The following is a 14,071-nucleotide window of genomic DNA, read 5'->3' as shown; positions in this document are numbered from 1 at the left end:
TTTTACCTTTATTTTTCGCTTTTGAAGCAATTTTTTAATTGGGATAACAATCCCTACTTGTATAGAAATTTGATTTAGAAGATATGAAGATTGTTTTAGAAAATGCAGAAATAAGCCAATGTATAAGACAGTTAGACTTATTGCTTTATTAAAATTTTATGAAAATCGCTTAAAAATGTTGTAATTTTAAATATCTTTATATAATTAGAAACTAGATAATCGCCTTTGCTATTATAAACCTCATGAATAAATTAATCCATCTTAAATTCCCTATTAGATTTTTTTACTTATTTGTCCTTGCTTTAAGCGTTTACTACCCGAAGAAATCTTTCGCGCAACTAAGTGGTAATGAGTTTGAAAGTAATATAAGGCTAAAATTAGACTCTTTAAGGGCGGAGAAGGAAGTTGGTATATTTGGAAATGGGCTATTATTGCCCAATGGGGCTGTAGCAAGTGTGATGACCCCATCGGGGTGGGGCGGTGGTAATACCACGTATATTTATGTTGTTGTTGGGGGCATTTTTCCGGCAGAATACAAGACCCCTGCAACTGCAGATTTGATTACCGCCGCAGGATTAAGTTTCGGAGATCCGAAAAAGTACGTCAATTTTTCTGGTAGTGTAAATGTTGGCCGCGTATCTGAGTTAAAGGATCTCTCTGGAAATATTATATTGAGTAGACAGATTTTTAAGTCGAGCAGTATAGCTGTAGGGGCGCTTCAGCTATTTGCTAGCTCTGCTATTTCAGATGCTCCAGATGCTACTTTTTATGTAGCATTTAGCCATTCTGTCCAAACACTCCGTTCTAAATCGGGGCACTCCGCTGTAGGTTATACGATTGGAATTGGAAATGGACGTTTTTTGTATAAAAGCCCAAGAGATATTGCCAGTGGCAAGGGAAAGTATGGTACAGCGGTTTTTGCAAATGTGTCTTACGAAATATTTCCAAATATGAACATCAACGCTGAATGGTCTGGACTAAACCTGGCTTTTTCCAGCGGTTTTAGGCCTTTCAAAAAATCGCCCTTAACTTTTGGATACGGAGTTTACAATATAACAAGAAATTCAGCAGACCGTATTTCGGTGATAGGTACCTTAGCCTATCCTTTTATTTTAGATAGAAAAACAAATAAACAAAATTAATAAGCATATGAAAAAACTATTTTTGGTTTTTACAGTAGTTTTCGCTTTAATAGGAATTAACAGCGCAAAAGCCCAGAATGGCACAGGAACCAATTCAGATTTTAAGGTTCCAGTACCCGTTATTACACCCCAAATTACGCCGCCTCCCGCTACCGTTACACCGGTAGTAGTTCCGGCTGCCCCAACTATGCCTAGTTTGCCGGCTACAACCAATTCTGCGGCAGCACCAACTATACCAGATGCGCCTGTAGCGCCGCCAGCCCCAGAGGTCGGAGCCACTCCGCCTGCAACTGGAACAGCACCCTCTATTACTTTACCCGTACTTACTATATTGCCTCCGATCCCACCTATACCGCCAAGCCCGAGTTTGCGTTTGGCTATAGGTTCTAATTAAGCCTTAGGATTTGGTAATACATAACGTAATCAAGAATGAATAAAAGTATAAACTATTTATTAAGGGGAGCTCTGTATGCATCGCTGTTCTTATGGAGTAACTTCTCACAGGCGCAAGCAGGCCACCGTACCTTTGATTTTAAGGAAGGAGATGAATATGAAACAGAAATGTTAACCAGTTCTAATGCAGTCCTTAAAAGAGGCACTCAATCCATGAACATTAACTCTGTTACAAAAGCAACAAAAAGTTATAAAGTAACGGGGTCTACAGCTCAGGGCTATACCATAAATATTGAAATAAAAAAAATGGACAATGTAATCGATGCACTTGGCAAGACATTACATTATGATTCTGGTAACCCTTCCTTTGATACTACTTCCACTATCTTGAAGGCATTGGATTTTATGATTAAAAAACCCATCAGTTTAACTATTGATAAATATGGGGTAATACAAGGTTCAACAGATTATAGAGCTGAAATGGCTACTGATACCTTGGTTTCATTTGCAGGTTTGCAGCCCGAAGTGTTTGAAAAACAAACGATGTTTACCCTGCTCGCCGATATTACCTATAACCCTCGGTTAGCAAAAGGGTATACTTGGGGGGATTCCGTTGTGGTTGATAAGCAGAAATTATCCACAAAATTTTTGATAGAGGAAGCCAATGAAAATAATATCGTTGTTAAATTTAGCTCCATAATTGGTGGTAAAATGATTAATAGTAGTACCAATGGCACCTATGTAATCAATACTAAAACAGGGTTGATTACCGAAAAACTCTTCTATTCTGTTTCTGTGGGTTATCAAATGTCTGCCGGAGGAGTTGTATATGCAGTTTCCCGATCTACCAGCATCTCCGAACGAACGAGGCAGGTGAAGTGACGGGCTGGGCCCCCTTTTGCTTAAATTTTTTATTCCCAGAAAGTGGGTGTTTAATCACATTAAAGACTTAGGTTATCAAATAAATTTTATTTTTGTGCCTTAAAGTTTTAAAGTGGGTAAAGATAAATTAAGAAAATTTGCTGAAATAGATACTTTTCCAAACGTATATCAATTGCATTTAGGCAAAGTGATGAAAGGGAAATGGGCATCCGATCATTTTAAGAACTCTAATCCTGTAGTAGTAGAACTGGCATGTGGAAAAGGAGAATATTCCGTTAACCTCGCAAAACTTTTTCCAGAGAAGAACTTTATTGGAGTAGATTTAAAAGGTAATCGGATTTGGCGTGGAGCCAGAACGGGGGTGGACGAAGGAATAAAAAACCTAGCTTTTCTGCGAATCCAAATAGAAGATATAATGCAATATTTTGAGGCTGGAGAAATAGACGAAATCTGGATTACGTTTGCAGATCCACAGCCTCAAGAAGGGAGAGAAAGAAAGCGTTTAACTTTTCCTGGATTTTTGGATAAGTATAAAACCTTGTTAAAAGAAGGGGGTAAAGTAAATCTTAAAACAGATAATGATGGATTATACGCTTATACCTGTGAAAAAGTGAGTGACCTAAATTTGATAACCCATAAAAATACGGCTGATCTTTATAAATCTGAATTTGCCGATGAGGTATTATCCATTAAAACTCACTATGAAAGGATTTATCTTAAGCACAACAAAAATATCAACTATATCCAATTCTCATTCAGCTAGGCGCAAGTTAAAAGTTTAAGGATTTAGGGATTTCAATTCGCAATATGGAAGATTCTTTTTATGAGCAGGTTTTTGAAATAGCTCGTCTGGTACCGAAAGGTAGAGTTACCTCTTACGGCGCTATCGCTAAGGCTTTAGGTGCGGGAGGATCAGCTAGAATGGTAGGCTACGCAATGAGCAATGCAGGCCTAGCCCACCCAAAAGTACCCGCCCATCGCGTAGTGAACAGCAGCGGCCTCCTTACCGGAAAATTCCATTTCTCGCCACCAGAACTCATGCAACAATTATTGGAGCAGGAGGGCGTAAAAGTAGAAAACGATAAAATAAAAGACTTTAAAAAGATATTCTGGGATCCGCTTCTTGAATTATAGTCTTAAGTCGAAAGTCGAGAGTCTGTTTGCGATCCAAGAATTTCCAAAGGAAAACTAATCCTATTTAATGTTTTTTGTTTTTGATAACAACACACACTAATCAAAATTTATACCTTTATATGGGTAAATTTAGAGAACTTATCGCATATAAAAGGGGCTTCTCATTATTAATGGAGATATTTGATTTAACGAAGACTTTTCCTAAAGAAGAAATCTATAGTTTTACAAGCCAGATAAGACGCTCATCTAGATCTGTATGTAGTAGCATTGGAGAAGCGTATAAGAAGCGTAAATATCCAAATCATTTTATTAGTAAATTAACAGATGCTGATATGGAAATGGAGAACGAAGGTATGGTTAGATGTCGCCATTGCTTGTGAATATATATCGAAAAAAACGTATGATGACTAGATTTAAAATGCGAAGAAATAAGCAAACTTTTAAATTATATGATAAAGAACCCCGATAAATTCTCTTAAATAATCAGACTACCGACTATGGACTTATGACTACAGACTTAATTCAAAAGCGCTGCTCTTGGTGCGGCAATGACCCGCTTTATATCAAATACCATGATGAGGAATGGGGCAAACCAGTTTATGATGATAAAATACTTTTTGAATTTTTAATATTGGAAGGTGCTCAGGCAGGTTTGAGCTGGATAACCATCCTCCGGAGAAGAGAAGGTTACCGTAAAGCTTTCGCCAATTTCGATGTAAAAAAAGTGGCCGCTTTTACTGGAAAAGACCAAGAACGTTTGATGCAGGATGAAGGGATTATCAGAAACAGATTGAAGATAGCATCTGCAATTAGGAACGCTCAACTTTTTATCGAAATACAAAATGAGTATGGTTCATTTGCAGATTACATGTGGGCTTATCTGCCCGGTCGGAAACCCATAGTTAACGACTTTGAGACTGGTGGAATCCCGGTAAGCACATCTATTTCTGACGAGATTGCAAAGGACATGAAAAAAAGAGGGTTCAAATTTTTCGGTACAACCATTTGCTATGCACATATGCAAGCTACCGGAATGGTTAACGATCATATTATTGGATGTATAGCAAGATGAGCTGGGAGTTGGAACTAACTCAAAACTTCCAGCTCCTAACTCCCAACTATTTATGACTATTATAAGCCTTGATGTAGGCGGTCAGGTTTTTTATGTCGAATACTTCTGTTGCCTTAATGCTCTCTGCTAGATCCTCATCATTGGTTAGTTTTTGCAGAAGTAAGCTTTTTACAGCATTGGTATTTTCTAAAGAGATTTCCTGCATTGGTCCGCTTCCCTGCTTTTCCAGGAAATAACTAACCCTACCCTTTAAATTAGCGTTGGCTTGGTCGTCATTTCTTCGGCCACCGCCAAGGCCAATAGAAATACCCCCTCCTAGGCCACCAAAGCCCCCTGAGCCCATGCCAATCCCAATGCTTGGCCTAACCTTAGCCCGCTGTTGAACGGGCTGTTCGGTACCGCCCTTGTCGCCGTATGAATATAAATTTACGATACCTGTTTCGATAAGCTTAAAAAAACGATACTCCATTTTTTTCTTGATCACCATTGGTTTACTGGCATAGGTTTCGCCATTCCATACAAAAGACTGGATATCTTTTGCAAAGTACTCTTTAACTGTCTGATCATCCTGCACGATAGAAACAGAGCTAAAATTTGTGCTCTGTATAACTCCTCGCACAAAATTTCCATCACTAATCAAAACAGCATCTTGGGCTTTTGTAGTCGTACAAATGGTTAGGAGCAAAAACGTTGCTAAATAAATATTCTTCATATTGTTGTAAATAACGCAAAATGTTTCAAGATTGTTATAGCTTAAATTAAAATATGATTTAGCTCCGAAAAATTTTATAATTTCTTAAAGGGCCCTTAATTTAATTGCTTTAAGTTTTACATCACTTTTAGCGTAATTTTTGGCAGATAGTTTCTTTAAACCATTAACTTTACATTCACGCCGAAATCGGTGTAATCTTTAATCATTTTATGAAAAAATTATTTCTTTTGGATGGGATGGCGCTAATTTACAGAGCGCATTTTGCACTTAGTAAAAGTCCACGTTTTACATCAACAGGCGTAAATACCTCAGCTGTTATGGGTTTTGCGAACACGCTGATGGAAGTGCTAAGAAAAGAAAAACCTAGTCATATCGCAGTAGTATTTGATACCGAAGCCCCCACAGAAAGACATACTGATTACGTAGCGTATAAGGCTCACCGAGAGGCGATGCCCGAAGATCTTTCCAAAGCGCTTCCCTATATTTTTAAACTGATAGAGGGATTTAATATTCCTGTAATTACCGTAGACGGATTTGAGGCGGATGATATCATTGGTACTATGGCAAAGGAGGCAGAGCGAAAAGGATTTACCGTTTTTTGTATGACACCGGATAAGGATTTTGCTCAACTGGTATCCGACAATATTTTTATTTACAAACCTGCCAGAATGGGCAATGAAATGGAAATCCTAGGAGTGAAGGAGGTTTTGTCCAAGTGGGAAATCGAGAAAGTAGAGCAAGTGATCGATATATTGGGCTTATGGGGCGATGCAGTTGATAATATCCCCGGTATCCCCGGCATCGGAGAAAAAACCGCAAAATTGCTGATCAAGCAATATGGCAGCATGGAAAATATTATCGCCAATAGTCATGAGCTTAAAGGAAAACAAAAAGAGAATGTAGAAAATTTTGCAGAGCAGGGCTTGATTTCTAAAAAATTAGCGACGATTATTTTAAATGTTCCGGTAGAATTTAATGAAGAGAAATTACTATTGGAAGAACCAAGTAGGGAGTTGTTGGAGCCGCTTTTCGCTGAGCTAGAATTTAGAACGATTGGAAGAAGGGTATTTGGTGAAGATTTTAGCGTAAACGATCCTAAAACACCTACTAATCAACAAAAAGACCTGTTTGGAAATGATGTAGAAACCAAAAAAGATTTTAATGCACAACCTTCGTTATTTGATCAGCCAATTGATGCAAAAAACATCAGCAATACCCCGCATGAGTATTTTTTAATTGATACAGCAGAGAAAAGAAAAGAACTAATCGAGCTATTGCTCAAACAACCAAGTATTTCATTTGATACGGAAACCACGGGTACAGATGCAAATTTAGCCGATTTGGTTGGATTATCATTTTCGATAAAAACTGGTGAAGGCTATTATATTCCACTGCCTGAAGAGAGAGCGGTGGCCCAGGCTCTGGTGGATGAATTTAGGGTAGTATTAGAAAATGAAGACATCGTTAAAATTGGGCAGAACATCAAGTATGATATGCTGGTGCTTAAATGGTACGATGTACAGGTAAAAGGAAGATTGTTTGATACCATGTTGGCACATTATTTAATTGATCCAGATACTAGGCATAATATGGATGTACTCTCCGAAAATTATTTGGGTTATACACCAATATCAATAACTTCATTAATTGGGGCTAAGGGAAAATCGCAGGGGACTATGCGTGATGTTCCCGTAGAAAACGTAGTGGATTATGCTGCAGAAGATGCCGATGTAACCTTACAATTGGCCAATATTTTTGAGCCGATGCTCAAAGAACGTAACGCTACTAAATTGGCCGAAGAAATAGAAAATCCATTGATTTTTGTATTGGCAGAAATTGAAAAGGAAGGTGTAAAAATTGATATTGAAACATTAAAAGCCTATTCCATAGAACTTCAGCACGAAATTACCAAGGCCGAACAGAGTGTTTATGAAAAAGCAGGGCTGAAATTTAATCTTGCCTCACCAAAACAACTTGGAGAGGTTTTATTTGACCATTTGAAACTTGATCCTAAGGCTAAAAAAACAAAAACCGGGCAGTATCAAACTGGGGAGGATGTACTTACACTGCTGGCTCACAAAAGCGATATCGTACAGGATATTTTAGATTTTCGTCAATTGCAAAAGCTGAAATCTACTTATGTGGATGCACTTCCTTTATTGGTAAACCCTAAAACCGGAAGAGTGCATACCAGCTTTAATCAGGCGGTTGCCGCAACCGGTAGATTAAGTTCGAACAACCCGAATTTACAGAATATCCCTATTAGAACAGAGCGGGGAAGAGAAGTGCGAAAAGCATTTATTGCGAGAGATGAAGATCATATTTTGCTGTCAGCAGATTACTCACAGATCGAACTGCGCATCATAGCAGAAATTAGCAAGGAAGAAAACATGCTGGAGGCTTTTAGCAAAGGTATTGACATCCACACCGCAACGGCGGCTAAAGTATATGGAATTGGTATTGACGAGGTTGATCCTAACCAACGGAGAAATGCAAAGGCGGTTAACTTCGGGATCATTTACGGACAATCAGCGTTCGGGCTTTCCCAAAACCTTAATATTCCACGAAAGGAAGCGGCAGAAATTATAGAACAATATTTTACCCAGTATCCGGGCATAAAACGCTACATGAGCGATACCATGAATTTTGCCCGCGAAAACGGTTTTGTGGAAACGATTATGGGCAGAAGAAGATATTTAAGAGATATCAACTCGGCAAACCAAACAGTAAGGGGCTATGCAGAGCGAAATGCGATAAATGCACCCATCCAAGGCTCTGCAGCAGACTTGATCAAGATTGCGATGATCAACATCCATAAAGACATGCAAGACCAAAGGCTGGGATCTAAAATGACCATGCAGGTGCATGATGAGCTCGTATTTGATGTACTGAAGACAGAAGTAGACCAAATGAAGGCTATTATTACCCATAGAATGAAAACCGCCATCAAGACCCAAGTCCCTATCGAAATTGAAATCGGAGAAGGCGAAAACTGGTTAGCAGCACATTAAATAATATGAGAACGATTCTTTTTTTGACATTCTTTCTTACTGCTTCCGTTGGCTACGCACAACGTGATACCTCATTCATGTATACAGATTCTAATCTTAATCAAGTAAAACCTGCGTTAGCTAAATTGATTTTTAAAGCATATCAAAAAGATAGTACCAGTTGGGTGTTCCTAAAATATAATGATAAGAAAGAATTACTGTTAAAAGAGGTATACGGCGACCCAAACCTTACCATCAAGCACGGAGTATCAGTTGAATACAAATATGGAAAACCTTTTAGAAAAGGGATTTATGTGAATAATAAGAAAGAAGGCAATTTTATTAGCTATGATACCTTAGGAAATACAACTGACATCAACTTTTACAAGCTTGATTCTCTCAGTGGAACAAGCTATTCATTTTGGCCTAGTGGCAAAAAAATGAAAGAGGAAATCTACGGTGATAAAGAACAGAAGTTACAGCGATTTCTTTTTTACGAAAATGGTAATATCGCACTAAAAGAAACGTTTTCAAAACAAGGCAAACTCACTGACAGTGCTTATTTAGATGTGGATGGCAATCCTGTCGAAAAGACAATTGTCGAATCCCCTCCTAAATATCCTGGGGGTATCCAAAAATTTTACGAACTGATAGGGAGAAATATTAAATATGCCCAAGATGCTGCGGAGGCCAATGTTCAGGGTTATGTTCACATTTCGTTTACCATTACAAAAGAGGGTAATGTAACAGATGTGAAGGTTGAAAAAAAACTTTATCCCAGTTTAGATAACGAAGCCATAAGAGTGGTTAAACTTTCTCAAAAATGGATCCCTGGAAGTTATTTTGGCCAACCTGTTAGGGTTACCTATAGCATCCCCATTAAGTTTAGTATTAGTCGATAATTTTAAGCAACATGATCATGAAAAAAACCTACATCGTATTTGCTTTCCTGCTTTACACAGCTAATGTCTTTGCACAGCAAGATACTACACTTGTTTACTCGCGTCCAGGTTTTGAAAAAGACGCTCTTCGCGCTACGTTAAACAAAACGATAACAAAAAAGGATAGTGTTTGGGAACTGAATTTAACCGATAATAACAAGACACTGTATGAGACGGTAACCTTTGCCGATGAGAAATTGGAAGTTCGAAGAGGTCCTTATGCTTATTATGAAAAAGCGGTCTTAATAAAAGAAGGTCAGTATAACCGTGGCTATCAAGTTGGGGATTGGAAAACGTATTACAGCACTAAACAATTAAAGGAAGAAGTACATTTTGTTTGGGGCAAGAAGCAAGGCCCTTACAGAAGTTATTGGGATAACGGAAAGATCAAGAGAGATGGCAATTATGAGAACGACTTAAGGGTTGATGAATGGAAATTATACCGTAAAACGGGAGAAATAGCCCTTATCCAAAAATATAATTCTGCTGGTGAATTAGTTGAAAGCGAATTTTTTAATCAGAACGGAGACAATGTTCAACAAGGACCAAGCTATACTGGGGGCTTAACCACTTTTTATAAATTTGTTAAAAAGGAGATGAATTATCCAAGAGAAGCATTAAAACAGAACGTTAAAGGAGAAGTAACTTTGGTGTTTACTGTTAAAAGTGATGGTTCGATTAGCGATATTAAAGCAATGGAAAGCCCAAGCCCCATCCTTTCTAAAGAAGCAATCAGGATACTCAGCAAATCAAGTGGTTGGATCCCGGGCACCCAGTTAAACGAGCCGGTAGACATGCGTTTTTCGCTTCCTATAGTTTTTGCAATAGCTAAGGCAAATTAAGTTACAATGCAATTGTTTCGCCTATGGCAGGTAAAAACAATGTTTTTTGCGCTCTTTTAAAACTATCAACTGCCATCTTAGAATCGATTTTAATAACGGGGAAGGTGTCATAATGCACCCCAATAATCTTATCGCAATCGATATAACTACTTGCAATCACTGCATCATCAACGTCCATTGTATAATTTCCTCCGATTGGAAGGATGGCATAATCAAGGTTGTATAGATCAGCAAGTAATTTCATCTCAAGGGTTAGCCCGGTATCTCCGGCAAAATAGATCTGCCTGCCTTCTAGCTCAAGTACAAATCCTGCGGGATTGCCACCATAACTTCCATCCGGTAAACCTGCAGAGTGGGTTGCCCAAACCATGCGGACAGTACCAAAATCAAAAGTATATTTTCCAAAATTCATGGGATGCACGTTATCAATCCCCTGTTTCGTGAGCCAACCAATTACTTCAGGAATGGCAATAACCTGGGCCTTGGTTTGCTTTGCAAGGGCGATCAGATCTCCAACATGATCTCCATGTCCGTGGCTTACCAAAATATAATCAGCTTCGATCTTGGTGATATCAATATTCTTGGCTAGCGGATTTTGGCTAATAAAAGGATCGAATAAAAATTTATGGGTCGCGGTTTCTAATAAGAAACAAGATTGACCGTAATAGGTGTATGTCATAGTATTGCGTATTGCGATTAGCGTATTGCGATAGTTTAAACCTGAGTTGGTTTATCCTCCGAACATTCCGCCCAAACCGCCCAACATGTCTTTTGTGGCCGATTGCATTTCTGCGGCACTTACCAGTTCTGCTTGGATGAGGGCTTTATTTACAGCAGTTAATAAAAGTTCTTCCAACTCTTCTTTGTCGGCCTGTTTGTAAAAATCCTCTTCAATTTCTATGGCGGTAACAGCCTTATTCGCTGTGGCGGTAACTTTAATTGCTCCTCCTTCTACCTCTCCAAATACCGATATGGTATCTAATCTTTTTTTAATTTCGTCTGCCTTTTGTTGGGCAGCTATTAATTTATCAAACATGATTTTTTAGTTTGTAGTATAATCCTAAAATAACAAAAATTGTTTTGTGAAACTTATATTTCCGATTCTCAATATCTTTAGAGCCTTAAGCCCAGCGTAAACCCAGTAACCGCTTTGGTTAGTTCGAACTGAAAAGAGAGCTGTCCGGAACTTAGATCAATTTGGTAGACATTGTTCTTTCCACCTACTGAAAATATTCCATAGGCAATATTTCCAGAGCTGCTTACGATATCAAAACCATTTGTTGCGCCGACATCTATTTTTTGGTCACCTATCTTCAGTTCTCCTAATTCTGACAAGGCCCCTGTAGCCGTATTAAGGCTGTAAAGCTTATCCGTAGTATGGTCGATTACAAAAAGTGTTGTTGTGCTTGTTCCTCTAAAGTTATTGCTGTAGGCAGCAGCGCTTATAGTTGCGGTTGTTGAAGTTAAGCCTACGTCAGCGGTAACTGCGCCCGTAAGAGGGTTAATGTTTAAATTCTGCCTTGTATTACTTACCACACGAATGAGATCGGTTAATGGATTAAAATCAAAGCCAAAACTAGTACCTACTAGCGGTATATTAAATGTGCCTGAGCCCACTTGTGTGCATACGCCCGTTCCGAGGTTTATCGTATATAGCCTATTGCTTGTCCCCAGCGCATATAACTGCGCATTTAATGGCCTCATATCAATACCCACAATTGTTTCACCAGATGGTAACCCCGTAAGTGCTTTTATGGTGGTTGCAGCTGTTTTTGATGTGGGGTTAAAGATCAATAGATTATTCGCGTCGTCAACGGCATAGGCTACAGGAGTTGTTGGAATGGCAATACCCCTAATGTTGGTGCCGGGGATGAATTTACCAGCTACTGCAGCCTTGCCCGTGGTTAGGTTGATGGTAAATAATTTAGTGCTGTCCCCAAGCTTTCCTATAGCCAAAGCTTTGGATCCATCCGGCGAAATATCAAAACTTACGTTTTCTCCTAAACTTAGATCAAGGTTGCCTACTGCCACTAAAGTGCCATTATCTGGCGGGTCTTGCTTGTAAAGTTTTCTGGCCAAAGGGTCTAAATCGTACAAAATAGTACTTGTTGCACCGGCGATACTATTGGAATAAGCAATGCCCGAAATGCTTGTACTGGAAATAGCTGGATCAGAGGCTACCACTAGTCCTGTTTCTGGATTTAATCTTAAATTTTGCCCTGTACTGGTTACGATCCTGATCCGATCTGTAGTGGGGTTAAAATCTAAACTAACGGTTGTGCCATTCAGGTTTGGAGTAAAAGCATTTGTTGAAACAGCTTTTGCAATGCCCGTGCCAATGTCTATAGTATAGATCTTGCTCAGACTACTCACTCCATATAATTCTCCTGTGCTGGGTCTAAAATCTATACTTAATAAGGTTTCTCCTTGGGCAAAGCCATTCAATATCGTCTTTGATCCAACGCTACGCACATCTTTCGCATTGAAGGCGGTTAGGGTGTTGTTATCAGAAAGCGCATAAAATGCTTGTGTTGGGCCAAAAACTGGTAAATTGATGAAAGTGCTCTCTTTATTGCAGGATAAAATAGTAATTAGCACTAAAACAAGGCCGCTCATTTTTAACCAAAAAAGATTTTTGTACATCATACTCGTCATTTAACTCTATGCCCCATGCTCTCTGCTTTTACTCTGCTTTACTCTGCAAGGTAACAATTTTCAGCGTTGCTTTCTGGGTTTTGCTCTTTCATATTGTGAGGGCCATTTAACTTCTTCCTCTAATATCGTGGCCGCATGCAGCGGAAAATAGGGATCTCTTAATAGCTCCCTGGCCATGAAAATAAGATCGGCATCTCCTTTTTCAAGGATCTCGTTAGCCTGCTGTGCTTCGGTAATCAGACCAACTGCACCTGTTATTATTCCGGTTTCTTTTTTAATTGCCGATGCAAATTGCACCTGATAACCCGCGAAAAGGGGAATATCCTGAGCTAATGTTAAACCTCCAGAAGAGGTATCTATTACATCAACGCCCTTTTCTTTTAGCAAGGCTGATAATTGAACCGACTCTTCTGCCGACCAACCTCCTTCGGCCCAATCGGTGGCAGAGATTCGCACAAACAAAGGGTTTTCTTGTGGCCAAACCTCTTGAACGCTGTTAACCGTTTCAACTAATAATCGAATTCTGTTTTCAAAAGGTCCACCATACTCGTCAGATCTATGGTTACTTAGGGGAGATAAAAATTGATGCAACAAATAACCATGTGCCGCATGGATTTCTATGATATCAAACCCAGCTTTTATCGCTCTTTCGGCCGCCAGTTTAAAGTCGCTCTTTACTTTTTCTATCCCTTGCCGATCAAGCGCTATGGGCAATTTATCGGTAGGGTTAAAGCGTTCGGCACTAGCCGCAACAGTTGGCCATCCTCCCTGTTGATCATCTAATTGCCTAGGGTTTTCCCAAGGGATATCAAAACTTGCTTTTCTTCCGGCATGCGCTAACTGAATTCCTGCGATTGAATGGTTAGCATGTATAAAATCTGTAATCTCTTTAAGTTTGGTAATGTGATCGTCTTTCCAGATTCCCAGATCAGCAATAGAGATCCGGCCCTCTGGAGAAACTGCCGATGCTTCGGTGATCACCAATCCGGCGCCGCCAACCGCTCGGCTTCCTAAATGCACCAAGTGCCAATTATTAGCAAAGCCATCAATGGAAGAATATTCGCACATAGGCGAAACGACAATTCTATTTTTAAGGGTTATATTTTTAATGGTAATCTCACTGAATAGTAACGACATGCAATATAGATTTAGCGGTGAGCGATAAGCGTTTGGCGATTTGCGTTGCTTTACGCACGTGATAGTTATTTTTCAATCCTTATGACTGACAAACAAATTAACGATATGTATTTGATTTTGTTTAGCCAAGAAGAAAACTAAACAAAAGAATGACATGGACAATTAGCTAAT

General features: G+C 39.1%; 15 protein-coding genes. 10 read left to right on the top strand and 5 right to left on the bottom strand.

What is annotated here, in order from left to right; all coding sequences use genetic code 11:
* The first annotated feature begins 242 nt into the window (after positions 1–242).
* The 7 genes from AC6H0V_RS14570 to AC6H0V_RS14540 all read left to right on the top strand — a co-directional run bounded on the left by AC6H0V_RS14570 (position 243) and on the right by AC6H0V_RS14540 (position 4,623).
* Complete coding sequence (locus AC6H0V_RS14570) at positions 243–1,142, top strand: hypothetical protein (RefSeq protein WP_497560922.1); 900 nt, start codon at positions 243–245, stop codon at positions 1,140–1,142.
* 7 nt (positions 1,143–1,149) lie between these two features.
* On the top strand, positions 1,150–1,536 hold the full coding sequence (locus AC6H0V_RS14565; RefSeq protein ID WP_497560921.1) for a hypothetical protein: 387 nt from the start codon (positions 1,150–1,152) through the stop codon (positions 1,534–1,536).
* Between the two features lie 35 nt (positions 1,537–1,571).
* Positions 1,572–2,417 (top strand): hypothetical protein, encoded by an 846-nt coding sequence (locus tag AC6H0V_RS14560; protein ID WP_497560920.1) that lies wholly within the window; start codon positions 1,572–1,574, stop codon positions 2,415–2,417.
* Positions 2,418–2,529: 112 nt separating this feature from the next.
* Complete coding sequence (trmB, locus tag AC6H0V_RS14555; RefSeq protein ID WP_497560919.1) at positions 2,530–3,180, top strand: tRNA (guanosine(46)-N7)-methyltransferase TrmB; 651 nt, start codon at positions 2,530–2,532, stop codon at positions 3,178–3,180.
* Between the two features lie 44 nt (positions 3,181–3,224).
* Entirely contained in the window at positions 3,225–3,551 is a 327-nt protein-coding gene (locus tag AC6H0V_RS14550) for an MGMT family protein (protein ID WP_497560918.1), read from the top strand.
* A 119-nt stretch (positions 3,552–3,670) separates the two neighbouring features.
* Positions 3,671–3,931 (top strand): four helix bundle protein, encoded by a 261-nt coding sequence (locus AC6H0V_RS14545; protein ID WP_497560917.1) that lies wholly within the window; start codon positions 3,671–3,673, stop codon positions 3,929–3,931.
* A gap of 125 nt (positions 3,932–4,056) precedes the next feature.
* Entirely contained in the window at positions 4,057–4,623 is a 567-nt protein-coding gene (locus tag AC6H0V_RS14540; protein ID WP_497560916.1) for a DNA-3-methyladenine glycosylase I, read from the top strand.
* Between the two features lie 46 nt (positions 4,624–4,669).
* Here the strand turns inward: AC6H0V_RS14540 and AC6H0V_RS14535 are convergent, their stop codons facing one another.
* Positions 4,670–5,335 (bottom strand): hypothetical protein, encoded by a 666-nt coding sequence (locus AC6H0V_RS14535; protein ID WP_497560915.1) that lies wholly within the window; start codon positions 5,333–5,335, stop codon positions 4,670–4,672.
* A 209-nt stretch (positions 5,336–5,544) separates the two neighbouring features.
* On the opposite strand from AC6H0V_RS14535, the gene polA reads away from it, so the two are divergent.
* Genes polA through AC6H0V_RS14520 form a run of 3 tightly spaced genes read left to right on the top strand, consistent with a single transcriptional unit; the run spans position 5,545 to position 10,108 of the window.
* Entirely contained in the window at positions 5,545–8,346 is a 2,802-nt protein-coding gene (gene polA / locus AC6H0V_RS14530; RefSeq protein WP_497560914.1) for a DNA polymerase I, read from the top strand.
* Between the two features lie 5 nt (positions 8,347–8,351).
* On the top strand, positions 8,352–9,227 hold the full coding sequence (locus tag AC6H0V_RS14525) for an energy transducer TonB (protein WP_497560913.1): 876 nt from the start codon (positions 8,352–8,354) through the stop codon (positions 9,225–9,227).
* 17 nt (positions 9,228–9,244) lie between these two features.
* Positions 9,245–10,108 carry a TonB family protein gene (locus AC6H0V_RS14520; RefSeq protein WP_497560912.1) on the top strand — a complete coding sequence of 288 codons (864 nt, stop codon included), beginning with the start codon at positions 9,245–9,247 and terminating at the stop codon, positions 10,106–10,108.
* A 1-nt stretch (position 10,109) separates the two neighbouring features.
* Here the strand turns inward: AC6H0V_RS14520 and AC6H0V_RS14515 are convergent, their stop codons facing one another.
* The 4 genes from AC6H0V_RS14515 to namA all read right to left on the bottom strand — a co-directional run bounded on the left by AC6H0V_RS14515 (position 10,110) and on the right by namA (position 13,900).
* Complete coding sequence (locus tag AC6H0V_RS14515) at positions 10,110–10,787, bottom strand: metal-dependent hydrolase (protein WP_497560911.1); 678 nt, start codon at positions 10,785–10,787, stop codon at positions 10,110–10,112.
* 51 nt (positions 10,788–10,838) lie between these two features.
* Positions 10,839–11,144 carry a YbaB/EbfC family nucleoid-associated protein gene (locus tag AC6H0V_RS14510; protein ID WP_497560910.1) on the bottom strand — a complete coding sequence of 102 codons (306 nt, stop codon included), beginning with the start codon at positions 11,142–11,144 and terminating at the stop codon, positions 10,839–10,841.
* A gap of 77 nt (positions 11,145–11,221) precedes the next feature.
* Positions 11,222–12,754: a DUF4394 domain-containing protein gene (locus AC6H0V_RS14505; protein ID WP_497560909.1), complete on the bottom strand. Its 1,533-nt coding sequence runs from the start codon at positions 12,752–12,754 to the stop codon at positions 11,222–11,224.
* A 69-nt stretch (positions 12,755–12,823) separates the two neighbouring features.
* On the bottom strand, positions 12,824–13,900 hold the full coding sequence (gene namA / locus AC6H0V_RS14500; protein WP_497560908.1) for an NADPH dehydrogenase NamA: 1,077 nt from the start codon (positions 13,898–13,900) through the stop codon (positions 12,824–12,826).
* Positions 13,901–14,071: the final 171 nt, after the last annotated feature.

This window comes from Pedobacter sp. NO84 (assembly GCF_059703915.1).
The sequence above is the reverse complement of the archived record's forward strand: the minus strand, read 5'-3'. Positions and strand labels throughout refer to the sequence as shown.

Bases quoted from the DNA above. Each gene is read 5' to 3' on its own strand.
- AC6H0V_RS14545 (WP_497560917.1), top strand. From the start codon at position 3,671: ATGGGTAAATTTAGAGAACTTATCGCATATAAAAGGGGCTTCTCATTA.
- AC6H0V_RS14550 (WP_497560918.1), top strand. From the start codon at position 3,225: ATGGAAGATTCTTTTTATGAGCAGGTTTTTGAAATAGCTCGTCTGGTA.
- AC6H0V_RS14505 (WP_497560909.1), bottom strand. From the start codon at position 12,754: ATGATGTACAAAAATCTTTTTTGGTTAAAAATGAGCGGCCTTGTTTTA.
- AC6H0V_RS14565 (WP_497560921.1), top strand. From the start codon at position 1,150: ATGAAAAAACTATTTTTGGTTTTTACAGTAGTTTTCGCTTTAATAGGA.
- AC6H0V_RS14515 (WP_497560911.1), bottom strand. From the start codon at position 10,787: ATGACATACACCTATTACGGTCAATCTTGTTTCTTATTAGAAACCGCG.
- AC6H0V_RS14525 (WP_497560913.1), top strand. From the start codon at position 8,352: ATGAGAACGATTCTTTTTTTGACATTCTTTCTTACTGCTTCCGTTGGC.
- namA (WP_497560908.1), bottom strand. From the start codon at position 13,900: ATGTCGTTACTATTCAGTGAGATTACCATTAAAAATATAACCCTTAAA.
- AC6H0V_RS14570 (WP_497560922.1), top strand. From the start codon at position 243: ATGAATAAATTAATCCATCTTAAATTCCCTATTAGATTTTTTTACTTA.
- polA (WP_497560914.1), top strand. From the start codon at position 5,545: ATGAAAAAATTATTTCTTTTGGATGGGATGGCGCTAATTTACAGAGCG.
- AC6H0V_RS14510 (WP_497560910.1), bottom strand. From the start codon at position 11,144: ATGTTTGATAAATTAATAGCTGCCCAACAAAAGGCAGACGAAATTAAA.
- AC6H0V_RS14540 (WP_497560916.1), top strand. From the start codon at position 4,057: ATGACTACAGACTTAATTCAAAAGCGCTGCTCTTGGTGCGGCAATGAC.
- AC6H0V_RS14535 (WP_497560915.1), bottom strand. From the start codon at position 5,335: ATGAAGAATATTTATTTAGCAACGTTTTTGCTCCTAACCATTTGTACG.
- AC6H0V_RS14520 (WP_497560912.1), top strand. From the start codon at position 9,245: ATGAAAAAAACCTACATCGTATTTGCTTTCCTGCTTTACACAGCTAAT.
- AC6H0V_RS14560 (WP_497560920.1), top strand. From the start codon at position 1,572: ATGAATAAAAGTATAAACTATTTATTAAGGGGAGCTCTGTATGCATCG.